Below are 23,085 nucleotides of genomic sequence, written 5' to 3'. Positions count from 1 at the left end.
CACTCCTTTCTTTTCTTTATAGGAGATTATTTGATATGATGAGAAAAAAGCACGAGGAGGAAAGATTGATGGATACATTTTCAGAGAAACTAAATACATATGCCCAGCTGGCGGTTGAGGTCGGCGTTAATGTCCAAAAAGGCCAGTATGTGGTGGTAAATGCTTCGACGGAGGTGCGCGATTTCGTCCGTCTGATTGTAAAACATGCATATGAAAAAGGCGCAAAAAATGTAACAGTGAATTGGCAGGATGACGAAGTGGCCAAATTAAAATATGAACTGGCGCCGTTTGAAGCCTTTGAAGAGTATCCTGAATGGGAAGCGAAAGGCAGAGAAGAGCTTGCCAAAAAAGGAGCTGCTTTCATTTCAGTCGTATCCTCAAACCCAGATTTACTGCAAGGTGTAGATTCCAAACGGATTGCCGCCTTCCAAAAAGCTGCAGGCAAAGCGTTACATACATACAGACAATACATTCAATCAGATAAAGTGAGCTGGACTGTCGTCGGTGCTGCATCAGCAGGTTGGGCTCAGAAAGTATTCCCTGGCAAATCAGAAGAGGAAGCGACACAGCTTCTGTGGGAAGAAATTTTTAAAGCCACACGCGTAAACGAAGAGAATCCGGTTCAAGCGTGGATCAATCATGATCAAAACCTTCATGAAAAAGTTGATCATTTGAACCAAAAACATTATGCCGCTTTACATTACCAAGCAGAAGGAACTGATTTAACAATCAAGCTGCCGAAAAAACACGTTTGGGCAGGTGCCGGAAGCGTAAATGAAAGCGGCCATGAATTTATGGCCAATATGCCGACAGAAGAAGTATTCACACTGCCGCAAAAAGACGGGGTAGACGGGTTTGTATCGAGCACAAAACCGCTCAGCTACGGCGGGAACATTATCGAAAACTTCACGCTCACATTCAAAAACGGCCGTATTGTTGACATTAAAGCCGAAAAAGGAGAAGACATTTTAAAAGAATTGGTCGAAACAGATGAAGGCTCTCACTATCTTGGTGAGGTAGCTCTTGTTCCGTACGATTCGGCTATTTCACAGTCAAATATTCTTTTTTACAACACTTTATTTGATGAAAATGCGTCAAATCACCTGGCGATCGGCAGTGCCTATGCTTTTAACATTGAGGGCGGGAAACAGATGTCTCGCGAAGAGCTTGTCAAAGAAGGCTTAAATGAAAGCATTACCCACGTAGACTTTATGGTTGGTTCTAAGGATATGAACATTGATGGAATTACTGAAGACGGAAAAAGAGAGCCTATCTTTAGAAATGGAAATTGGGCTTTTTAAATAAAGAAGGAGGCTTTCGCCTCCTTCTTATTTTTTTGCTTCATACATTTGCAGATTGGCATAAACTGTTTCTAATATTGGTGTTGAAAGAGACAAACGCTTTGCTTTATCAAGCAAAAAGCCGTGCAGATGATCTCCTTCAGTCGTTTGGCCATTTTCCATATCACGGAGCATGGAGGATTTCATATGATAAGACATGCTTGTCATTGTGCGGAAGCTGTCTTCTTCAAGCTCTGGATCAGCGGGAACTCCTTCCTTGCGCAAGATCATGCCGATTTCCCCAATGAGTGTTCGCGCAGTATGCCGCCCGCTCTCTGTTTCAAGGATTGGTCCAAGCGGCCTTTGAAATAAGGTTGTCATTCCTGCTTGTGCTGCAATAAACAGATATTTTTTCCAGATGTCCTTCTCTATATGCCCGCTAATGATGACCTCTGCCTTCACTCCTGCAAATGCTTCCTCAAGCTCTTTTATCCGTTCCGTGCGCTCACCGTTCCATTCACCGAACACAAAGCGATGCGACGCACTTGTATGGTTGATTTCTCCCAGATTGTTTAAAGCACTTTCTATGAAACACAGCCCGCCCAGCACCTGATCTTTCGAAAATGCCGTAAATAGCTGCTCGTAGTGACGATAACCGTTTAAGAAAGGAATAATGACTGATTCACTGTGGACAAAAGGTTTGACATCGCTGATCACCTGACCGAGTGAATATGCTTTAGAAGCGATGATGATCACATCAAACTGTTCTTTTTCTCCTGCAGTGATTACTGCGGGCTGAAAGGACACATCACCCTTTTCACTATGAATAACTAGTCCCGTTTGTTTTAACTGTTCAGCTCTTTTTTGGCGGACAAGAAACGTCACCGCATTCCCTTTCTCTGCAAGCCGTCCGCCAATATAACCGCCTACTCCACCTGCTCCGACAATTAAAAATTTCAAGTTAATGTCCCCTTTCTTTTCTATGTACAAAAAAAGCAGAGAATTCTCTGCTTTTTTTTATTACGCGTATAGTTCAGCCAGTTTTTTCTGCACATCAGCATTTTCAAGGAACTCGTCATAGCTCATTTGCTTGTCAACAATGCCATTAGGTGTAATCTCTATGATTCTGTTGGCAATCGTCTGTACAAACTGGTGGTCATGTGATGTAAACAGCATAGCGCCTTTAAAGCTGATTAAGCCATTATTGAGCGCTGTAATAGATTCTAGGTCTAAGTGGTTGGTCGGTTCATCCAAAATTAAAATATTGGCGCCAGAAAGCATTGCTTTCGAAAGCATGCAGCGAACCTTTTCTCCCCCGGATAAAACATTTGCTTTTTTGTGTACTTCTTCACCGGAAAACAGCATGCGTCCTAAGAAGCCGCGTAAAAAGCTCTCACTTTGGTCATGAGGAGAATATTGGCGAAGCCAGTCTACAAGATTTAAATCACTGCCTTCAAAATATTCGCTGTTGTCTTTAGGGAAGTACGCTTGAGATGTCGTCACACCCCATTTAAACGTTCCGCTGTCAGCTTCCATTTCCCCGGAAATGATTTTGAACAAAGTAGTAACAGCCAGTTCATTACGTCCTGTAAAAGCAATTTTATCTTCTCTATTCATAATAAAGCTGACATTGTCGAGAACTTTTACACCGTCAATTGTTTTCGTTAATCCTTCTACCCGGAGAACATCATTACCGATTTCTCGTTCCGGTGTGAAGTTGACGTAAGGATAACGGCGTGAAGACGGTTTAATATCATCAAGAGAAATTTTATCAAGAAGTTTCTTTCTTGAAGTCGCCTGTTTTGATTTAGACGCATTTGCGCTGAATCTGGCCACAAACTCTTGAAGCTGTTTAATTTGCTCTTCTTTTTTCTTGTTCGCTTCTTGAGAAAGCTTCAAAGCAAGCTGGCTTGATTCATACCAGAAATCATAGTTTCCGACGTAGATTTGGATTTTGTTAAAATCAAGGTCAGCAATATGTGTACACACTTTATTTAAAAAGTGACGGTCATGGGATACAACAATCACAGTGTTTTCAAAGTTAATCAGAAACTCTTCCAGCCACTGAATTGCCTGAAGGTCCAAGTGGTTCGTCGGCTCATCGAGAAGCAGGACATCGGGCTTGCCGAATAATGCCTGAGCCAAGAGAACCTTCACTTTTTCGGAACCGCCAAGGTCTTCCATCTTCTTCGTGTGAAGATCTTCTGAGATGCCGAGACCTTTTAGAAGGATCGCAGCTTCACTTTCTGCTTCCCATCCGTTCAGCTCTGCAAATTCACCTTCGAGCTCTGCCGCACGAATTCCGTCTTCATCCGAGAAATCAGGCTTCATGTAAATTGCGTCTTTCTCCTGCATGACCTCGTATAAACGCTTATGTCCCATAATCACAACTTTTAGCACTTCATACTCTTCGTACTCAAAGTGGTTCTGTTTCAGGATGGCAAGACGCTCGCCAGGACTCATATGAACATCGCCTGTCTGAGGCTCAATTTCTCCTGATAACACTTTCAGAAACGTTGATTTACCAGCACCATTGGCACCAATTAACCCGTAGCAGTTGCCTGGGGTAAATTTAATATTTACATCTTCAAATAACTTGCGATCCGCAAAGCGCAAGCTCACATTATTTACAGCAATCATTTAATATCCTCCATCATGTCTATCATCATTAAAAGTATACCATGAATGGAAGACAAGAGAAATGCTTCCCTGATAAAAGCAGGCAGAAACACTTCTACACTAAAAGGGAGAAGCTGTGGTACAATTGAAGGCAAAGAGGATGCATCCAGATGGAAAAACATACATTCTTACTCGGAGGAACACATTGAGGCTTTTAACACTGACTGAATATTGCTTATTGATCTTTTTTACAGGCTTTTACCTTGCCGTAACTGGCTTTACCGCCAAAGATATCGGCTTATATATCGGGATCGCCCTGATTTATATCTTCTCACATATCTTCTCTAAACGGTTATTAGAAAAACGCGGCAAAGAGAACAAGCAAGTGCATCTTTTCTTCAGTGTGCTGGCCATTATCGGTTCAGTATTTGTCACTGTATTATGCATTGCATTGGTCGCTTCTTTTTCCAATTAAAAAACGCCTGCTGTCCAAAGGCCAGCAAGGCGTTTTTATTTGGTTTGGCGCATCTCATTAAACGGGAAAAATACAAACTTCGACGTACCCACAATCCGATCTTCCGCAATCAGTCCGAGGCCATTTCTGCTGTCCATGGAGTTTAGCCGGTTATCCCCCATGACGAAATATTTGCCTTTCGGTACTTTCACCGGGCCAAAGTCGCCTGTAAGACTGACACCAAGCTTTTCTGCCTCTTTTTTGTTTTTAGACAAATAAGGCTCGGCAACTTTTTTTCCGTTTATATAAAGCGTGTCATCCTTCATTTCCACGGTTTCTCCAGGCTTACCGATCAATCGTTTGACGTAATGGATTTTTGAAGTCTCACCATTGATAATGACGATATCTCCCCGCTCCAGGTCACCGATATAGTGTACCGTTTTATTGACAAACAGTCTTTCGCCGTCATGTAAAGTGGGGTACATAGATGAACCTTCGACTAAATACGGTTCAAATAGGAAGTGGCGGATAATGAGTGCCAGCAGGACAGCAATGACAATTGCTTTTCCCCATTCCCAATACGTATTGGTTTTTTTCTTCCCCGCTTTTTCAGTTTTTGTTTGATTTTCTTCGGTCAAAGTGTTTCCTCCTAGACGATTGCTATGTCAGTTGTTTCCCTTCTTTTACTTTATCATAATTTATTATAAAATACATAACTTAACCGCGCTGCCGCGAGAAGATAGAGAAAAAGCGTCCTTTAGTAACAGGACGCTTTTTTCCTTATTTTTCAGTTACAGGTTTTTTCACGATACCTAGGATCATCGCCATAACCACAGCACCAATTACAATACTTAATAAGTAAAGGAGCGGATGGTTTGTAATAAAGGCTACGAATATGCCTCCGTGAGGTGCAGGAAGGGTTACACGGAAGAATTCAGTTAATCCGCCGGCAACCGCTGCACCGACCACAGCAGCTGGAATTACGCGGAGCGGATCAGCCGCAGCAAACGGGATTGCGCCTTCTGTTACGAAAGCCGCACCCATGAAGTAGCATGTAATACCTGCTTCACGGTCACGCTGAGAGAACTTGTTTCTGAAAATTGTTGTTGCAAGTGCGATACCTAATGGAGGAACCATACCGCCGGCCATGATCGCTGCATGAGGCGCATAGTTGCCTGCATCAATCATCGCGATACCGAACGTGAAGGCTGCTTTATTAAGCGGACCGCCCATGTCGATCGCCATCATACCGCCTAAAATAATACCCATTAACACTAAGTTTCCAGTACCAAGGCTTTGAAGCCAGTCTGTTAAGAAATTCATGAATGCTGCTACAGGTGTATTGATTACAAATTGCATTAATACACCAGTGATAAAAATACCAAACAGCGGATAAATCAACACAGGCTTCAATCCATCAAGTGACTGAGGGATAAACACAAATACTTTTTTCAATAAAATCACGACATAACCAGCAAGGAATCCGGCAATCAAACCGCCTAAGAATCCAGCATTCGCTTGAGTGGCCATAAACCCGCCGACCATACCAGGAGCAAATCCCGGACGATCTGCAATACTCATCGCGATAAAGCCGGCCAGAACTGCAACAATCAGTTTTAATGCGTTGTCGCCGCCGATAAAGTTCAATGCTGCAGCAAACGTATTGTAGCTAGGATCATTCGGATCTGAAGAATGGATACCCCAGAAGAATGAAATTGCAACGAGTATACCGCCGCCCACTACGAATGGAAGCATGTTGCTGACACCGCTCATAAGGTGCTTATAAAACGCGTTTCCAATGCCGCCAGATTTGGCTTTTGGTTCATTTTCATCACTTTGTGCAGAAGAACCGCCGCCGCTGCCTTGATAAATCGGTGCGTCTTGGTTCACCGCTTTTTCGATAAGCTCTTGCGGACGTCTGATACCTGCCGTTACTGGAACCTGAAGCACGCGTTTGCCTTTAAAGCGCTCCATTTCAACCTGCTTGTCCGCTGCGACAATGATTGCAGGTGCATCTTCAATTTCTTGAGCAGTTAACTTGTGCTTAATACCGCTTGAACCATTTGTTTCAACCTTAATCTCAACACCAAGCTCTTTCGCTTTTTCTTTAAGGGCATCCGCTGCCATGAAAGTATGGGCGATACCTGTCGGACAAGCTGTAACCGCTAGGATTTTACCTTTTCCGGCTGGTGCTGGTGCCGTTTCTTCTTCTTCCTCTTCGTCATCATCTTTATCATACTGATTGATAATGTCAATAATCGCGTCTTCTGATTCGGCTTCAAGCAGCTGTTTGCGAATTTCTTCACGCATTAACAGCGTAGACAGTCTTGACAGTGCTTCAAGGTGAGTGTTGTTTGCACCTTCAGTCGCTGCAATCATGAAGACCAAGTGTGCCGGCTGGCCGTCTAGTGATTCATAATCGACACCGTCTTTTGAACGCCCAAACGCAATCGCTGGGTTGATAACGCTTGCCGTTTTCGCATGCGGAATAGCAATTCCTTCACCGATACCCGTTGAACTTTGGCTTTCACGATTTAAAATGGCTTCTTTGTAGGCTTGTCTGTCATTTAATTTTCCAGCCTTATCAAGAACTGTGACCATTTCGTCAATAACGTTTTCTTTTTCTTTGCTTTCAATATTAAGCTTTATCGTATGCTTCGTTAAAAGCTCAGTTATTTTCACTTTTGTTTCCTCCTCTATAGACGTGTGACCTTAACTTCAGGAAGAAGCTGCTGGACAAATTCTTCTGTACCAAGTTCCTCAGAAAACGCGGTAGCGCTGCCTGATGTAACTCCTAAGCGGAAAGCCTCTTCAAGCGGCAGCTGCTTGGAAACACCGGCAAGAAAACCTGCAACGACAGAATCTCCTGCTCCTACTGAGTTTACCAATTTCCCCTTTGGTACGTTTGCAAAGTAAACGGCATCCTTCGTAAACAGAAGCGCTCCGTCACCGGCCATGGATACGATTACATGCTCAGCGCCTTGTTCTACAAGCTTTTTCCCATAAGGAACAGCTTCTTCAACAGATGAAATCGTCGTTCCGAACATTTCACCAAGCTCGTGATGGTTTGGCTTCATCAAAAACGGTTTCATTTCTGTTGCTTTCATAAGCGCTTCGCCAGAGATATCTAACACAACACGCGCGTTCTGCTGTTTGCAAGCCTCTGCGATTTTTTCATAGGTATCTTGAGGCAGTGAAGATGGAATGCTTCCAGCAAGAACGACAATATCCCCCTCTTGCAAAGATGTAAACTGTTCTAAAAAGGCATTGAAATCTTCGTCTGAAATCGTTGGTCCCTGACCGTTAATTTCCGTTTCATCACCAGTTTTCAATTTCACATTGATGCGGGTATCTTCTTTTACTTCAGAAAAAGCCGTTTCCAGGTTTTCTTCGCGCAAAAATGTTTTGATATATTCTCCGGTAAATCCGCCGACAAATCCGAGTGCTTTTGACTGAACATGATGTCTTTTCAGCAGTCTCGATACGTTGATGCCTTTTCCCCCTGGATACTTTGTATCGTATGCGGAACGGTTCAGGCCTCCTACAGTAAAATCTTCAACGTGAACAATATAATCGACAGATGGATTAAGTGTTACAGTATAAATCATGGTTTCACTACCTTTACGACAGTTTTTTCTTGGTAATTATCGAATGTAAGCTCTTCAGCGTCAGTCGTAATGATTGTTGCGTCGCCTATGCCGGCAAATGCCGAAAATGAAATTTCTCCAAATTTCGAAGGGTCCGCTAAGACGTAAGCGTGTTTTGCCTGTTTGACAGCCTTCGTTTTCAATAGGGCTTCATCAGGGTCAGGCGTTGTGAAGCCAGCCTCTGTATGCACACCGTTTGCCCCCAGAAAACTCTTATCGAATCTGTACTGATCCATGGCAATCAGTGAAGCGCCTCCGATAACCGCACCCGTTCTGTGCTTTACATATCCTCCAAGCAGATAAAAAGATATTTCTTTCCTTATCAATGCATCGATGTGCATAACCCCGTTCGTGACCACAACGATATCTTTGCTTTTATCCATAAAATCAATCATGTGCAAAGTCGTCGTGCCCGCATCGAGATAAATGCAATCCCCTTCCTCCAAAAGTGAAGCGGCTTTTTCAGCAATCTTCAATTTATCTTGAAGGTTTTTGGATGATTTTTCAAGCATATCAGGTTCAAGTCTGATATCGGAAAGCTTGGCAGCTCCCCCGTGAACACGCTTTAAAAAACCGCGTTCTTCAAGCGTCGATAAATCTCTTCTGATTGTAGATTCAGAAGCATTTGTAAGATTTATGAGCTCTTGAATCTTTACCACATCATGCTTTTCTATTTGATCAATAATCAACTGATATCTTTCAGGAGTTAGCATGCTTCACCTCCTAATGAAAACGTATTCATTTTGAATACAATTTCATTGTAAACGCTTTTTTTACAATAGGCAACTAAAATCATTCAAATTCATTCAATAACTATCAAAATCTTTCACGTTTCTCCATATTAACGTATGTATATAGGGTTTGTAAACTGTAAATTCGACAAAAATAAGGACAATTGTATGACTTTTTCTTCTTATCTTAATGTAAAAAGTTTTTTATATTCATAGTAAAAAGCACCAAACATAAAAAAACCTCATGCATATGCATGAGGTTACTCGTAACGCAGCGCTTCAATCGGATCGAGCTTGGCAGCTTTATTTGCAGGAAGCATTCCAAAGACAACGCCAATAAGCATACTGAACAGCACGCCTCCGCATACGACCTGCCAGGATACTAATGACGGCCAGCCGGCAATGGCAGAAACCAGCGCGGCCCCTCCGTATCCGATCCCGATCCCAATCAGTCCGCCGATAAGCGTTAATACGACTGATTCGATTAAAAACTGGGTCAGAATCTGTCCTCTCGTCGCTCCGAGAGACTTTCGAATCCCAATTTCCCGCGTTCGTTCTGTCACTGACACGAGCATAATATTCATGACACCGATTCCGCCGACTACAAGCGAAATGCCTGCAATTGAGCCGATAATCGTGGTCATGATTGTTGTGATCTTTCCAATTCCTGCTGCAATCTCTTCCATGTTCATGACTTGATATGAATCCTCAGTGCCATGATGGTCATTCACCAGCTGTGCCGCTTCTTTTCCGATAGATTTGATATCATCAGCCGATTCGACCTGCAATGACACATTACTGAAGTCACTTGTACCGAAAGACGATTTCATCATATTAAACGGCACATACATTTCACTTAGTCCGAAAGACAGCAAACCTGTTTCTTTCTTCAGCACACCGATAATTTCCACAGGCTGTCCGTTTACCCAGACAACTTCACCGAGAGGAGAGGATTTATCAAACAGCTCTTCGGCCATTTTTTGTGATATAATGCCCGCCCTTTTTCCCGCAAGAAAGTCATTATCAGTAAAGGTTCTCCCGCTTTCTATTTCTAAGGAATTCACATTCATATATCCGTCGTTGATTCCGTTAATGGTTACATCAATTTCTTCCTCATGATAACGCGCCTTCATGCTTTCAGAAGTCGATGCAACCACTTGTTTTATCCCTTCTATATCTTTTAATCCGCTAATATCGTTTTCTGTAAAAGTTGACTCCGTTACGGCGTTCGGATTGCTTGCAAGCTCTTCGTCACTCGGCATGTAGTATAGTTCCACCGTATTCCCCGGACCGCTGATGGACTGCTTAAGCATCTGCTCGCCGCCCTGTCCTACAGCAACGACAACAATAACAGAGCCAACACCGATTATGATTCCGAGCATCGTTAAAATGGAACGCATTTTATGTGCAAGAACAGAGCTCAAAGCCATTCTGACGTTTTCTAACAGACTCATTCCCCCACGCTCCTTTGTCCGGAGCCTGGAGGAACAATTTCTCCGTCTCGCACCATAATGACCCGGTTCGTGCAATCTGCAACTTCCGGCTCGTGGGTGACAAGTACAATCGTTGTTCCCTCGTCGTTTAACGCTGTAAATTGGTCCATAATCGCTGCACTTGTTTTCGTATCCAACGCGCCAGTCGGTTCATCCGCCAAAATTAATTTTGGTTCATTGACGATTGCCCTCGCAATGGCCACACGCTGCTTCTGACCGCCGGATAACTCATTCGGCATATGAAGCATTCGATCGGCTAATCCGACCTTTTCTAAAGCTCTTTCGGCTCTCTCTTGGCGTTCTTTTTTTCCAATGCCGGAATAAATCATCGGCAGCTCGACATTTTTTTTAGCGTTCAGCCGCGGGAGAAGCTGGAATTGCTGAAAGACAAAACCGATGGATTTGTTGCGGACTGCGGCCAGTTCTTTGTCTTTATAAGATGAGATGTCTTCACCGTCCAGCTTATATATACCGGAAGTCGGACGGTCTAGACAGCCGATAATATTCATAATCGTTGATTTTCCCGATCCTGACGGCCCCATGATCGAAACGTATTCCCCTTGATTGATGTTCAAATCAATCGAATGAAGAACATCAAACGTTTCTCTGCCGATCTGGTAGCTTTTTCGCACATTTGAAAGCTGAATCATTTATGCTTTCACTTCCGTTCCGTCAGCCAAATCATCAGCAGGATTTAAAATGACTTGATCATCCTTAGAAATTCCTTCTTTTATTTCCGTTACATCATCTGTTACTTCACCGATTTTGACGTCGACTCGCTTTGCTTTACCGTCCTTTACTGTATACACATAATATTGATCATCTTCTTTTTTAACTGCCTTAGAAGGAAGCGTATTGGTTTTCCGCTTATCCGTTTCGATATTCATAATGAATTTAAAACCTGGCTTTCCTTCAGGAAGATCACCTTTTATTTTGACTTGAAGCGGGTATTGAACCGCCTGATCTGTGCCAGCTGCTGCCGCGGCGTTATCCTGCTGATCCGGCACTAGTCCGACAGCTGAAACTGTACCTTTCCATGTTTTATCCTGAATGACATCTGAAGTGAGTGTGACCTTTTGGCCTTTTTTGACTTTAAGTGTATCGTATTCAGACAATTTCCCTGAAACGACAAGGTCTTTAGGATTGCCGATATGTATGACGGGCTCTTGAATATCTGACTTTTTTGATGCCGCTTCCTGGTTGACAGAAATCACAGTGCCTTCGATCTCGCTTTTCACTTGAAGATCTGACACTTGATTGGCAAGCGACTGCCGCTGAAGCTCTGTTTGCTTTAATTCTATCTGAGCCGTTTTTTCCTGCATTTCAAGCTCTGTGCGCTCAGAGTCAACTTGTTTTTCTGCTTCTTTCTTTCCAAGCTGTTTTGTCAGTTCTTTTTCTTTACTGTCCAACGCTTGTAGCTTTTCTTGAATCTGATCGATTTGCAGCCGGTTCGATTCAGCGGTCAATTGATTCTGTTCTTTTTCCAGACTAAGCTGCTCATTCGTATAAGTGACTAACGGCGTACCCTTTTTAACTTTGTCGCCTTCCTTCACTTTAATGTCGTTCAAAGTTCCTTTATCGGCTTCATAAAACACATATTGTTCATTTGAAAATTTAAGTGTGCCTGGAACCATAACCGTTGACGATATCTTTTTTTCTTCTAGACTGCCCGTCTCCACCTTCTGGCCGGCGCTGCCGCTTGTCGGAGCGGCAGACCGGTAAATATTAATTCCTATAAAAAGAGCGACTAATGCTGCAATTCCAATTCCGATCCAGACTTTTTTCATCTATTTATGCACCTGCCACAGAGTTTATCGCCCCTGAAACAAACGAAAATGCGACCAAAAGGACGAAAAGAATTATAACGGATATCCACCCTGCTTTTTTGGAGATGCCTCCCGTTTTGTGAAGACCGATCGCTAATAATACATAACTCCAAATGCTGAAGATTTCAAATGTATTTAATACATTGGCTAAAGGCATGTCTGAAGGAATAATTCCCGCAAGTGACGTCATGCTGTAAAGTGAACTTGTGTCAGTTGTAAAAGCAACAATTCCATTGATCAATAATCCTAAACTGCTGATTAAGGAGACAAACAGACCGAGAGAAAGCATTTTCTTATACGTCGTTACGCCTCCTGATATTTTCACACAGAGCCAATAAATGAGAGGTGCAATAAATAAAGCTGCAATTCCGCCGAGAATCGAACCTATCATTCCAGTGTATTTGGTTATCGTTCCTAGAGTTTCAACCTGTTCAGCTGTTAATCCATTCGTATTTGTATTTTTCAGAAGCTCGCTATAATCCGTTCCGAGACCCTGCAATACAGCACCAACTATGATGATTGCCGCAACAATCAAGAGCGGGCCCCATACAACCGGCCTTTCTCTTATTCTCTCAAATTGAGTTCCAGGACTTGTGATCACTCCCAAAAGGGATGGCTTTTCAGTTGACACTCCGCCGTTTTTTTCTACATTTGCTTCCATATATAAAACCTCCTTGAACATATCTAGCTGATAATACGAAAGGATCTAAAAAAAGTTTCATATTTTTTTAAAAAATATCCAAATCATTCAACAGGCCTTCAGATTTTCAAGCTGAAGGCTTTTATTCGGCAGCTATGCTGTATTGCGCTTTCACCAGTCCTGCATAAATACCTCCTTTCGCAAGCAGCTGTTCGTGGCTGCCCTCTTCCATTTTCCTGCCGTGATCAAGAACGATGATATGGTCGGCGTCGCGGATCGTGGACAGTCTATGGGCAATCATGACGGCTGTACGGCCTTTCAGCAAAGTTTTTAAAGCCTGCTGGATTTTGACTTCTGTCTCTGTATCAATGCTTGCCGTGGCTTCGTCAAGAATGATAATAGCAGGATCTGCGAGCAGCGCTCTTGCGAAGGAAATGAGCTGGCGCTGACCGGCGGATAATACGCTGCCCCTTTCTTCCACTTCTGTTTCGTATCCTTCTGCTAAACCAGAAATAAACTCATCCGCTCCGACTGCTTGAGCAGCTTTTATCACTTCTTCGTCTGACGCATCCGGCCTTCCGAAACGAATATTTTCCATAATCGTTCCGGAGAAAATAAACGTATCTTGAAGCACAATGCTGATTTGAGAGCGTAAACTGGCAATGGACAGGTCTTTTACCGGAGTGCCGTCTATTTTAATGGTTCCTCCTGTTGCATCATAAAATCGGCTGATTAAATTGGCAATCGTTGTTTTTCCGCTCCCCGTGTGTCCGACAAGTGCAAGTGTCGAGCCTGCAGGAATAGAAAAGGAAACGGCATGAAGTGCCTTTCGTTTTTCATCATAAGAAAATTCAACCTCTTCAAAGCTGATATGGCCTTTAATATTTTTCTTGTGAATGGCATCCCGCTTTTCCTTGACGTTCGGCTGTTCGTCTAAAAACTCGAAAATCCGCTCTGACGAGGCCATCCCCATTAACAATTGGTTATAAACCTGGCCTAATCTTGAAATAGGCTCCCAGAACATGCCTAAATAGAAGGCGAAAGATACGAAGACACCTATTGTAATGGTTTGGTTCATGATGAGTGTGGCGCCATACCAAATTAATACAGCCGTTCCTATCGCATTTGTCATTTCTACCAGAGGACGGAACACAGCATTTTTTCTTGTTGCTTCCCGCCATGATTGATAGTTCTCCTGATTGACTCCGTCAAAATACGCCATGTTTTCTTGTTCCTGCGTGAAAGCCTGCGTTACGCGGATACCTTGTATGCTTTCGTTTAAATGAGAGTTCAGCTTTGATTGCTTCAGACGCACCGTTTGCCATGAACGGCGGATTTTTTTTCTGAGACTTGTTGAAATAAAAAACATAATCGGCAGAGTCACCATGATGGCTATGGTCAGTTCAGGACTCAGCGTGAATAAAATGATGACGACTCCCGCCAAAAGCAATAAATCTGTTAATAAGTTAATCACGCCGCTTGTGAAAAGCTCCTGAAGGGAGTTAATGTCATTCATAATTCTGACGAGAATAGACCCTGCCGATCTCTGATCAAAAAATCGGTGGGACAAGCGCTGCACATGGGTAAATAAATGCTGGCGCAAATCGTAAATGACATGCTGGCCAAGCTGGTTCATCCATCTGATCCTTAGCATATTGGCTGCATAATTAACAGCGTATAAAACGCTGATCAAAATAATCAGCTGCATCAGCAATTCCGAATTCTTTGCTGTAATGGCTTGATCGAGAACATAAACACCGATCAGAATGGGAATGACAAGCTTCACAGCAGTCCCAATCAAAACGGTGAGAAAAGAAAGCGGCAGAATTGTTTTTCGGTACGGTTTGACATAGCTTAACAGCCGCCACATTTGAGCCCAGTTAAACGGTTTTTCAATGATTTCATCTGAAGAATAATAGAAACGCTCCAAAATCCCCTGTTTTTTTGCTTGTTTCATATGTTCCTCCCTATCCGACCTGATGCGGCTCATTTAACATATTGACATCCCGGTATTGCAAATCGTATATCTTTTTGTAATAGCCGTTCTTGGCAAGAAGCTCGTGATGATTGCCTCTTTCACGAATGCTACCTTTATCGAAGACAAGAATTTCATCTGCGTGTTTCAGTGAAGAAATGCGGTGAGCGATGATAAAGGTTGTGCGGTTTTTCATGACTTCTTTTAACGCAAGCTGTATGCTGTGCTCAGTTTGCATATCTACTGCACTTGTGGCGTCATCTAATATTAAAATGCTCGGGTTTAAACAGATGGCTCTGGCAATAGCAATACGCTGCTTCTGGCCGCCTGAAAGCCCCAGCCCCCTTTCTCCAAGCATGGTGTCATATCCGTCAGGCAGTTCCATAATAAAATCGTGGGCCTGAGCTCTTTTTGCCGCATTTATAATGTCGCCCATCGAAGCATCCGGCTTCCCGTATGAAATATTTGATCGAATAGTAGATGAAAATAGGAATGATTCTTGAAGTACAACTCCAATATTTGAGCGAAGGGTTTTTAATGAATAATCTGTGATAGGTTTATGATCAATCGTGATGATTCCGCCTGCAGGACTGTAAAATCTAGTGAGGAGCTGTGTGACTGAGCTTTTTCCAGATCCCGTAGGGCCCAAAAGTCCGATCATCTTTCCGCTTTTTGCTTCAAAGCTTACATCGGAAAGCGCGTTCGTTTGTTCATTTCTGTATGTGAGAGTTACATCTTTGAATGAGACATCTCCGGTTAGCTTTGGCTGATGTAAAGCATGAACGTGGTCTTTAATGTCTTCCTCTTCATCAAGAATGTCTAACAGACGCTCTCCTGAGGCTTTTGCCTGAGAAAACATATTAATCACAAAACCTAAGTTCATGATTGGCCACATCATATAATTGACCAGACTGAAGAAAGCGACAAGCTCACCCGGATTCAGCTGATTTTGCATGACCAAATAGCCGCCGTATGAAAGAAGAGCCACAATACAAATATTGCCGATAAACTCCATCAGCGGAAAATACGCAGACCAGATGGATGACGTTTGTAAATATTTTGTTCTGTAGGCCGCATTTGCCTTATTAAAGGCGCTGATTTGAAAATCTTCTCTTGATAGTGACTTAACTGTGTTGATGCCGCTGATATTTTCCTGCACCTTTGTATTGAGTTTCGCAAACGATTTTCTGATGCCTCGGAAGGCGGGGTGTACTCTTTTGTCAAACTGATATACTGCGACCGCCAGAAAAGGCAAAGCAGTGATTGTTACCAGCGTAAGCGGAACCGAATAGTAAAACATGACCGATAAACTGATCGCAACCAGCAAGCCGAATCGAATAAACTCAGCAAGCCCGTAGGATAAAAAAAACCTGAGCCCTTCAACATCGGCTGTCAGCCTGGACATCAAATCACCTGTTTTTGCGTTGTCATAGTAAGAAAAAGAAAGCCTCTGCAGTTTTGCATACAGGCCATTTCTCAGCCGATAAACAGATTTGATGCCAAACATATCACCTAAATACTGATGAAAAAAAGTAGCGGTTCCTTTTACAGCCATAACCGCAATAAATCCCAGACTGATCCATGCTGCAAGCTGATACTGCCTCCCGAGTACGATCTCATCGATTGTAATTTGCAGAATGATCGGATAAACGACCGTAATGACTGTCATCAAAAGCATCGCCAGAAGCGACCACATAAACACCTTTCTGTACGGCCAATAAAATGCTTTTAATCTTTTAAATGTCTCCATACCCAGCACCCTTCCAGTTTTTTCACCCTTACTATATCGATTCCCGAAATAAATTTCTATTATTTTTCGAAAATTCAATCTAATGGCGGAGATGGTCTCTTACTTTATATGGCGGGACTTATGTAAAATAAATGCCTACAGAAAATCATTGTATGCAGGATGATGAGCAGGATATGCAAAAAACGGAGAGATATGGCTTTTAACGCAAAAACCGGACGGCTTTATCGCCGTCCGGTTTTCATCCCCCGCTGACAGGTGGAATAACAGCCACCTTGTCACCGGAAGATACTGAGGTATTTTCTTTGACGTAGTTTTCATTTACAGCAATCATAGCCGTATCAATTGATTCAAGTCCGTATTGTTCCTTTAATACCGCTTTTATATCATCGGTTGTTGCTTGTTCCATATCAATTTCAAGCGTTGACGTGCCGGCCTTTTCAGCAAGTCCCGCAAACAAAAGAATGTTAATCACGCTGCTCCCCCTCACTTACATCTGGTTTTCCATTCGGATAAGCTGTTGTCTCAAGCTGGTCACCGATCCATTGCTCTCCGTCTTCCCAAATTTCTTTTTTCCAAATAGGCACAATCTGTTTAATGCGTTCGATTGCATACTCATTGGCTTCATAAGCGGCTTTTCGATGGGGAGAAGACACAGCGATGACAACTGCCGCTTCGCCGATATCCAGTACACCGATCCGATGTGTGATAGCAGCCGAAGCCCCTTTCCATTTCTCTTCTATTTCAGCCCCGATTTGGGCCAGCATCTGCACAGCCATCGGTTCATAAGCCTCATATTCCAGCCGGATTGTTTTTTTTTCGTTTGTCCACTCCCGAACTGTCCCGATAAACGTGGTAATAGCTCCGGCTTCCCGTTTCTCTACTTTTTTTATGATATCTTCAGTAACGATGGGTGTTTTCGTAATCTCAAACCGTCCCATTACACAGATTCCCCTTTCAGCTGTAAAAGCACAAAATCAACTGCTGCAGGATCATCCGCGTGAAAAACGGGTAATCCTTGGTGTGCAGCCGTTTGTTCTTTTTCTCTGTATATAATTGCGATTATATTTACTGCCTGCAGTTCAGCCAGATCATCCTTATCTCGTACTATTACTACTTTAGGATAAGGAGCTTTTTTAAAGCCTTCTATGAGCAGGCAATCCATATCGAGAAAGCGATATAACTCGATCAGCTGCGGGAGATCCCATTTACGGCGGGCCGTAAGCTGTAAAACACCCGCTCCTTCTACTGCTGTTACATCAGCTCCCGCAGCTTGGTAACGGTCAGTGTCTTTTCCTTCAGTGAATGCTTCCGGTTCGCCGCCATGACCGTGATGCTTCAGGCAGCCTGCATGCAGTCCCTGTAGTGCGGCTTTTTTAAGAATACGCTCTATCAACGTTGTTTTTCCGCTGTTTTGGAATCCTACAACTTGGACGATCGGGAAACGGACCAAGGCCACTCACTTCCATTCTCTTCTCTGATCAGCAGCACGTGGACCGTTCTGCCTGATTCGTAACCTCTCGTACCGCCCGGCAGGATGATAAACGCATTCGCCTCTGCAAGTGAAGTGACAGAGCTTGACTTATCTAATCCAACGGGAGCCGCTAACAGCTTTCCTTCCTGATGGTGTACATAAGCACGTACAAATCGGGTAAAAGGATTCGGCTTCGGAAAGTCCTTAGTCAAAACAGCTTCTGCGCAAATTGGATGCGGTTTATCATGAAGCAGCCATGACCGGATCATCGGTTTTACAAACAGTTCAAAACCGACATAGCATGCCGACGGGTTTCCTGACAGCCCAAACAGCAGCATATCGTTTGCATGAGCCACAGTCGTTACACTTCCCGGGCGCATAGCAACTTTATTAAAGAGCACATCAGCTCCGAGCCTTTCATAGATTGCAGGCAAAAAGTCAAAGTCACCCACTGACACGCCGCCTGTTGTGATTAGAAAATCAACCTTTTCCATTGCTTCCTCGACCGCAGCAAAGCTTTGATCAAGATCATCGGAGATTTTCCCTAAGTAAAGAGGTGAAGCGCCCGCTTCGATAACTTGTGCATATACCATACTGGCGTTACTGTTACGGATTTTCCCCGGCTCCAGCGGGTCACTGACATTCAGCAATTCAGTGCCGGTAGCGATAATCCCGACAACAGGCTTTCTCACGACAGGCACAGAAGCGTATCCAAAGGTTGCCAGAAGAGCTGTTACCCCCGGGGTAATTCGCGTGCCCTTTCTGACTAAAACGCTCCCTTTTTGAGCATCTTCACCTGTTTTTGAAATATTGTCCCCTGGCTGGAAGCGGCGTTTTAAAGACATAAACGGCTGACCATTCTCTTCAAAGGTTTGAGTCAGCTCAATCATGACCACGGCATCCGCGCCTTTTGGAATTTGCGCACCTGTCATGATCCGCACTGCCTGAAACGCAGCAAGTTCTTTCTCAGATACAGCTCCTGCCCCGATATGGTCAATGACCTCAAAGCGGACAGGGTGCTCGCGTGAAGCTTCAGCCGTATCACATGCTCTGACAGCAAAACCGTCATATGGCGAACGGTCAAATGCAGGCACATGGTGATCTGCCGTTACATCTTCAGCTAAAAATCGGTGAAGGCTGTTTTCAAGCGCCACCCATTCTGTTTCCCCTCGTTTTTGAAATCGGCTGACACGCCGAACAGCTTCATCTACCGGTATCGGTGTTCTTTTCTCCAGCATTCTGAACCCTCCTGTTGTTACAATCCGATTACTCTTGCCAACACAGAATTAGCTTCTTTCACATCACTTGTTCCGTGTATCAGAGCCCGTCCGTCATTAAAAATGACGATTCTGAAATTTTCATAATAGATATGAAGCAAAAATGCATTGGCCTCTACCTTGCCGATTGTTTTCAGCCGACTGGCGAGCTCCTGCTTCGGTATTCTTTTTAATGACTCTGATCTGACTTGAACCGTATCACGGCCGCACAGCACAGCAGCTTTTGGCGTGTTCCAGTCTTGAAGATAAGGATAAACTGCGTGTGCGCCGCATGACGGACAATCTTCGACTCGTACATTGCTAACGTTGATTTTCATATGTGAATTGTTCCAGACATCAAACGTGACAAAGCCGCGCTGTATCGCTTCTGTGTTTCCCGTTAACAGTTTCAGCGCCTCCGCCTGCTGATAGGCTGAAACCATATGGACCGCAGGCGGAATAATCCCCGCTGTATCGCACGTCGCTCCGCCGACAGGAATTTGCTCAAACAAACAAGACAAACAAGGTGTCTCCCCCGGAATAATTGTCATGAACATCCCTTGGCTGCTTACACAAGCGCCATAAATCCATGGTGTCTTTGTTTTCTGAGCTAGATCGTTGATAAGCATGCGTGTTTCAAAATTATCTGTTGCATCGATAACAACATCCGCTTTTTCGATCAGCGGTTCAAGCGTTTCAGCCGTCCCCTCTGTAACGTATGCCTCAATATGTATGCCGCTGTTAATAGCGGATAAATGTTCTTTGGCAGCCATAGCTTTTGGCATGCGGAGTTCCGCATCGCTTTCTGTATAAAGCTGCTGCCTTTGCAGATTGCTCCATTCTACATAATCACGGTCAATGATGGTGACGGTTCCAACTCCCGCTCTCGACAGCCCTTCAGCTCCGGCTGTTCCGAGCGCTCCTGCTCCTACGATCAGCACGCGGCTGTCTGCCAGTCTTTGCTGGCCCTCTTCTCCAATTTGCTTAAATCTGATTTGCCGTGAATAACGCTCTTCCATCAAACCTGATCTCCTTATCTTTTATGTCAATCATACCATGATTTCCGCCCGTCAGTCCCAGCAGGAGAATGTCTTGAGTTCTTCCAAACGCCTATAGTCATGTCGTGTATTAATATTCATAAACTCTTCCGGCACTGCCGCGATTTCCTCTGCCTGTACGTAACGAACTGAAATACGGTCTAAGAAATCTGATAGTTTTAATTTTTTCTCAGATAGCTGTTCATATAGAATAGGCATGATCCTTTTATGATACAGTGCTATCAATGGCTGCACTCGTCCGCCTGATATCGGGATGACTGCGTCCGTATCGGCAGTTACCATGCGCCTGAGCTCCGCCATCGTCCTTTTTCGTATCAGCGGTGTGTCACAGGATAGAATCGTATAAAGGTCACCGTCTGTCTTTTCAAAAGCAGTATAGATACCAGCCAATGGGCCCATTCCTTGGAACGGCTCCGCGTCTTGATACACTTCGGTTTCGCCATTCTCTTGAAATCTATCGATAAACTCGGGACGGCTGATGATGACCGCTTGCTCACCCAGCGACTTTTTAGCCCATTCGTAAAACATGCGGCCTCTCCATTTTACAAACGCCTTGGGCTCCCCAAACCGGCGTGAGGCTCCTCCTGCTAAAAGTACATTTATATGTTTCATGCTCTCACCTCTAGTTACCAAAAGCATAGCAAAAGCAAGGCCCCAACGCCAATGCTTGTCTGTTTATTAAAGAGGAATAGCTGTTCAGTATTTGCATATTGTAATGTTAACATCATGAGGGAGATGGTTCGATTGAAAAGAACAGGTCCTTTTTTCCATGACGTGTCACAGGAGAACCTTTATTTAAAATCAGAGCTGTCAAGGTGCCGTAAACTAATTTCCGAGCTTGAGGCCAGCTACTTCCATCAGAAAAATAACAAACTGCTTAAAGAAAATACCAATATGAAAGAAAAACTTCAGCAGCTGTCCGCTGAGCTAAAGCAAATGTCAATGAAAGAACAACACGCCTCCTATACGAGCCATACACTGCATCAAATGAGAGCCGAACTGCTCGATAAAATCGTCACCTTGCAGGAGCTTCTTTCCGCAGAAACCTACAAACGCAAAACCGAAATCGAAGAAAAACATAAGCTTCATATCGAAAAAATCAAAATTGAGGAAGAAAATAAAAATTTGCATAAACAAATTATTCATCTTAATACCTCTATCCAGCGGGAACAGAACGAATTGTTTCAAGCCAAGCAGCAAGCTGAAACGATAAAAGCCGAAAACGGACGCTTGAAAGAGCAAATGATAGAAAAAGAATACCAGCTAAAACATATCAAAATAGAAATAGATCATATGAAAGACCGAATCATAGAAACGAAAGAAAGGCTGCTTGAAATAGAAAAAACGAAAGAAAAACTATTTCAAGAAACTATTATTTCGTACAAACGGCAGCTTGATGAAAGTGATGCCTGGATTGCTTCTCATTTTGCCGATATTGATGGCGGTGCGAAACAGAAAGAAAAAACGGCAGAAGAAGCTCAAACCGTTTACGCACCGTCAAGTCATGTAGAGACCATCCTTGAAGATGTCACAAAACAAGTAAATGAGCTTCAAAAACAGCTGACCAGAGCCCAATCAGCTGACCAGCTTATCAACCATAAAATTGAAGAGCTGAAGAGCCGTGCCGCCGAAGAAAAACCTTATCAAAAATGGGTGTATAAGCTTAATCTTGAAAAAGAAAACAAACCTTCACCGAAAAAAACCCAATAATAAAAAAACTGCTTGAGCTCCCAAGCAGTTTTTCTGTGTGCTTATTCTGTTGCTGATTCAGCTGATTCGATGTCACCCTCTAAAATGTACTGGCCGCGATACGGTTTTTTCACTTCCGGATACATTTTAATTAAACTTTGCATAAACGTTGTCATATTAGGGATTTCAAGACCGCTTTCCTTTTCAATCTCTTTTTGAAGTTCGGAGCTCTTAATTGCCGCGTTGTGGCGTTTTAATGTTTTAATAGCTGCTTCACGCAGTTTAGCTGCTTTAGATCCCGGTCTTGCCGTTCCTCTTCTTCTTCTAGTCGCTCCATCTGGTATACCGGCAGGAAGAGAGGAAATAGATTGAAGCTGAGGCTGGGCGGACTGCTGCTGTGATGGCGGCTGATAGCTTCTGATTTCCTGAGCTGCAAGCTCGGCGAGAACTGGCAGAGAGTCAGTTTTTCTTTCAGAACGGAACTCCTTTTTCGTTTCGGAAGGGCTTCCATTTCTGTCCAGCTCTCTTAATTTTGCGTATATTTTATCGCGTTCAATTTGATATTCACGAATGACTTTCACTTCAGCTTCATTTAATTGTTCTAATCGCAAGCGCAAAGCTTCTCTTTCATTAAACATTCCTCAATGTACCCCCTATCAGAATTAACATCTTTAATTAAGATATTAGATTACAAAAGTAATTTTATCAACTATTATTTTAGCATTTTACTATTATATTTACTCTATGAAAAATTCCTTATTTTCTGAAAATGTTTTATTTTTTAACAGAACTCTTTATTCACAAGGGTTCGAGAGCTTATGTCAGTCATTTGGAATAAAGTTGAAAATATATCTTTTAATTACTTCTTTAATGAAATTTAGTGTAATATCTACAATTTTCGCGTTCAGAGATATGAAAAATATCTAAATATGCAGAAAAACATAAGAAATTAGCTCTTGTTTTAGAAGATAAATCATTAAAAAACGTTTTTCTTATTCCCAAATATGGAAAAATAAGCTTCTTACTCTTTTCCTTTTTTGCGCAAATAAAAAAACCTGATTACATCAGGTTCAGCTTGTAGAGAAAACGATGTTTTTTCTACAAGCTTTTTTGTTTCTTTAGATGCTTATTGTATTTTAGATACAGAAAAAGGCTCCCACATATCTATCCCTGCTTGGATAGGTATGTGGCAATCT

Annotated in this window: 22 protein-coding genes; 3 read left to right on the top strand and 19 right to left on the bottom strand. The window is 43.1% G+C overall.

What is annotated here, in order from left to right:
* Positions 1-68: 68 nt before the first annotated feature.
* On the top strand, positions 69-1,301 hold the full coding sequence (locus WA325_RS19955) for an aminopeptidase (protein WP_044156760.1): 1,233 nt from the start codon (positions 69-71) through the stop codon (positions 1,299-1,301).
* 27 nt (positions 1,302-1,328) lie between these two features.
* Here WA325_RS19955 and WA325_RS19950 read toward each other — a convergent pair whose 3' ends face one another.
* Together WA325_RS19950 and WA325_RS19945 are read right to left on the bottom strand one after the other, a co-directional pair.
* Positions 1,329-2,240, bottom strand: a complete 912-nt coding sequence (locus tag WA325_RS19950; RefSeq protein WP_101865186.1) for a ketopantoate reductase family protein — start codon at positions 2,238-2,240, stop codon at positions 1,329-1,331.
* 60 nt (positions 2,241-2,300) lie between these two features.
* Entirely contained in the window at positions 2,301-3,920 is a 1,620-nt protein-coding gene (locus WA325_RS19945; RefSeq protein WP_024121248.1) for an ABC-F family ATP-binding cassette domain-containing protein, read from the bottom strand.
* Between the two features lie 184 nt (positions 3,921-4,104).
* Here WA325_RS19945 and WA325_RS19940 point away from each other — a divergent pair, with 184 nt between their 5' ends.
* Positions 4,105-4,374 carry a hypothetical protein gene (locus WA325_RS19940; protein ID WP_010334087.1) on the top strand — a complete coding sequence of 90 codons (270 nt, stop codon included), beginning with the start codon at positions 4,105-4,107 and terminating at the stop codon, positions 4,372-4,374.
* 35 nt (positions 4,375-4,409) lie between these two features.
* On the opposite strand, the gene sipT is transcribed toward WA325_RS19940, so the two are convergent.
* The 16 genes from sipT to WA325_RS19860 form a co-directional block, all read right to left on the bottom strand.
* Positions 4,410-4,991, bottom strand: a complete 582-nt coding sequence (sipT, locus tag WA325_RS19935) for a signal peptidase I sipT (RefSeq protein WP_044156035.1) — start codon at positions 4,989-4,991, stop codon at positions 4,410-4,412.
* A 142-nt stretch (positions 4,992-5,133) separates the two neighbouring features.
* Positions 5,134-7,035: a PTS fructose transporter subunit IIABC gene (locus WA325_RS19930; protein ID WP_336184111.1), complete on the bottom strand. Its 1,902-nt coding sequence runs from the start codon at positions 7,033-7,035 to the stop codon at positions 5,134-5,136.
* Between the two features lie 14 nt (positions 7,036-7,049).
* The gene (pfkB, locus tag WA325_RS19925) at positions 7,050-7,961 is read right to left on the bottom strand and encodes a 1-phosphofructokinase (RefSeq protein WP_227598126.1); all 912 of its coding nucleotides are present in this window, start codon (positions 7,959-7,961) and stop codon (positions 7,050-7,052) included.
* The gene (locus tag WA325_RS19920) at positions 7,958-8,713 is read right to left on the bottom strand and encodes a DeoR/GlpR family DNA-binding transcription regulator (protein ID WP_044156039.1); all 756 of its coding nucleotides are present in this window, start codon (positions 8,711-8,713) and stop codon (positions 7,958-7,960) included. The genes pfkB and WA325_RS19920 overlap by 4 nt, the downstream gene beginning before the upstream one ends.
* Positions 8,714-8,991: 278 nt before the next feature.
* Positions 8,992-10,185, bottom strand: coding sequence for an ABC transporter permease (locus tag WA325_RS19915; RefSeq protein WP_336184110.1), 1,194 nt, complete (start codon positions 10,183-10,185; stop codon positions 8,992-8,994).
* Positions 10,182-10,874, bottom strand: a complete 693-nt coding sequence (gene yknY, locus WA325_RS19910; RefSeq protein WP_101860675.1) for an ABC transporter ATP-binding protein YknY — start codon at positions 10,872-10,874, stop codon at positions 10,182-10,184. Before yknY ends, WA325_RS19915 begins: the two co-directional genes overlap by 4 nt.
* A complete protein-coding gene (locus tag WA325_RS19905) occupies positions 10,875-12,011 on the bottom strand; it encodes an efflux RND transporter periplasmic adaptor subunit (protein WP_202852482.1) in 1,137 nt (378 codons plus the stop codon).
* Between the two features lie 4 nt (positions 12,012-12,015).
* Positions 12,016-12,711 (bottom strand): toxin SDP protection protein YknW, encoded by a 696-nt coding sequence (gene yknW / locus WA325_RS19900; protein ID WP_336184109.1) that lies wholly within the window; start codon positions 12,709-12,711, stop codon positions 12,016-12,018.
* 121 nt (positions 12,712-12,832) lie between these two features.
* Entirely contained in the window at positions 12,833-14,647 is a 1,815-nt protein-coding gene (locus WA325_RS19895; protein ID WP_305934000.1) for an ABC transporter ATP-binding protein, read from the bottom strand.
* 10 nt (positions 14,648-14,657) lie between these two features.
* Positions 14,658-16,415 (bottom strand): ABC transporter ATP-binding protein, encoded by a 1,758-nt coding sequence (locus WA325_RS19890; protein ID WP_336184108.1) that lies wholly within the window; start codon positions 16,413-16,415, stop codon positions 14,658-14,660.
* Between the two features lie 238 nt (positions 16,416-16,653).
* Positions 16,654-16,887, bottom strand: a complete 234-nt coding sequence (gene moaD / locus WA325_RS19885; RefSeq protein ID WP_105990735.1) for a molybdopterin converting factor subunit 1 — start codon at positions 16,885-16,887, stop codon at positions 16,654-16,656.
* Positions 16,880-17,353 (bottom strand): molybdenum cofactor biosynthesis protein MoaE, encoded by a 474-nt coding sequence (locus tag WA325_RS19880; RefSeq protein WP_105954146.1) that lies wholly within the window; start codon positions 17,351-17,353, stop codon positions 16,880-16,882. The genes moaD and WA325_RS19880 overlap by 8 nt, the downstream gene beginning before the upstream one ends.
* Positions 17,353-17,871: a molybdopterin-guanine dinucleotide biosynthesis protein B gene (gene mobB, locus WA325_RS19875; protein WP_227598133.1), complete on the bottom strand. Its 519-nt coding sequence runs from the start codon at positions 17,869-17,871 to the stop codon at positions 17,353-17,355. Before mobB ends, WA325_RS19880 begins: the two co-directional genes overlap by 1 nt.
* On the bottom strand, positions 17,835-19,124 hold the full coding sequence (locus tag WA325_RS19870) for a molybdopterin molybdotransferase MoeA (RefSeq protein ID WP_227598134.1): 1,290 nt from the start codon (positions 19,122-19,124) through the stop codon (positions 17,835-17,837). The genes mobB and WA325_RS19870 overlap by 37 nt, the downstream gene beginning before the upstream one ends.
* Positions 19,125-19,141: 17 nt before the next feature.
* Entirely contained in the window at positions 19,142-20,161 is a 1,020-nt protein-coding gene (locus WA325_RS19865) for a MoeB/ThiF family adenylyltransferase (RefSeq protein ID WP_024121233.1), read from the bottom strand.
* 51 nt (positions 20,162-20,212) lie between these two features.
* On the bottom strand, positions 20,213-20,812 hold the full coding sequence (locus tag WA325_RS19860; protein ID WP_105990730.1) for a molybdenum cofactor guanylyltransferase: 600 nt from the start codon (positions 20,810-20,812) through the stop codon (positions 20,213-20,215).
* 132 nt (positions 20,813-20,944) lie between these two features.
* Here WA325_RS19860 and WA325_RS19855 point away from each other — a divergent pair, with 132 nt between their 5' ends.
* A complete protein-coding gene (locus WA325_RS19855; protein WP_227598135.1) occupies positions 20,945-21,910 on the top strand; it encodes a sporulation protein in 966 nt (321 codons plus the stop codon).
* 41 nt (positions 21,911-21,951) lie between these two features.
* Here the strand turns inward: WA325_RS19855 and rok are convergent, their stop codons facing one another.
* The gene (gene rok / locus WA325_RS19850; protein WP_105954142.1) at positions 21,952-22,527 is read right to left on the bottom strand and encodes a transcriptional regulator Rok; all 576 of its coding nucleotides are present in this window, start codon (positions 22,525-22,527) and stop codon (positions 21,952-21,954) included.
* Positions 22,528-23,085: the final 558 nt, after the last annotated feature.

This window comes from Bacillus sp. 205(2023) (assembly GCF_037027485.1).
GTDB classification, from domain to species: domain Bacteria; phylum Bacillota; class Bacilli; order Bacillales; family Bacillaceae; genus Bacillus; species Bacillus halotolerans.
The sequence above is the reverse complement of the archived record's forward strand: the minus strand, read 5'-3'. Positions and strand labels throughout refer to the sequence as shown.

Excerpts from the sequence above, each read along its gene's own strand:
- WA325_RS19955 (WP_044156760.1), top strand. The coding sequence starts at position 69 with ATGGATACATTTTCAGAGAAACTAAATACATATGCCCAGCTGGCGGTT.
- WA325_RS19945 (WP_024121248.1), bottom strand. The coding sequence starts at position 3,920 with ATGATTGCTGTAAATAATGTGAGCTTGCGCTTTGCGGATCGCAAGTTA.
- pfkB (WP_227598126.1), bottom strand. The coding sequence starts at position 7,961 with ATGATTTATACTGTAACACTTAATCCATCTGTCGATTATATTGTTCAC.
- WA325_RS19920 (WP_044156039.1), bottom strand. The coding sequence starts at position 8,713 with ATGCTAACTCCTGAAAGATATCAGTTGATTATTGATCAAATAGAAAAG.
- WA325_RS19915 (WP_336184110.1), bottom strand. The coding sequence starts at position 10,185 with ATGAGTCTGTTAGAAAACGTCAGAATGGCTTTGAGCTCTGTTCTTGCA.
- yknY (WP_101860675.1), bottom strand. The coding sequence starts at position 10,874 with ATGATTCAGCTTTCAAATGTGCGAAAAAGCTACCAGATCGGCAGAGAA.
- WA325_RS19905 (WP_202852482.1), bottom strand. The coding sequence starts at position 12,011 with ATGAAAAAAGTCTGGATCGGAATTGGAATTGCAGCATTAGTCGCTCTT.
- yknW (WP_336184109.1), bottom strand. The coding sequence starts at position 12,711 with ATGGAAGCAAATGTAGAAAAAAACGGCGGAGTGTCAACTGAAAAGCCA.
- WA325_RS19895 (WP_305934000.1), bottom strand. The coding sequence starts at position 14,647 with ATGAAACAAGCAAAAAAACAGGGGATTTTGGAGCGTTTCTATTATTCT.
- WA325_RS19890 (WP_336184108.1), bottom strand. The coding sequence starts at position 16,415 with ATGGAGACATTTAAAAGATTAAAAGCATTTTATTGGCCGTACAGAAAG.
- WA325_RS19880 (WP_105954146.1), bottom strand. The coding sequence starts at position 17,353 with ATGGGACGGTTTGAGATTACGAAAACACCCATCGTTACTGAAGATATC.
- WA325_RS19870 (WP_227598134.1), bottom strand. The coding sequence starts at position 19,124 with ATGCTGGAGAAAAGAACACCGATACCGGTAGATGAAGCTGTTCGGCGT.
- WA325_RS19865 (WP_024121233.1), bottom strand. The coding sequence starts at position 20,161 with ATGGAAGAGCGTTATTCACGGCAAATCAGATTTAAGCAAATTGGAGAA.
- WA325_RS19860 (WP_105990730.1), bottom strand. The coding sequence starts at position 20,812 with ATGAAACATATAAATGTACTTTTAGCAGGAGGAGCCTCACGCCGGTTT.
- rok (WP_105954142.1), bottom strand. The coding sequence starts at position 22,527 with ATGTTTAATGAAAGAGAAGCTTTGCGCTTGCGATTAGAACAATTAAAT.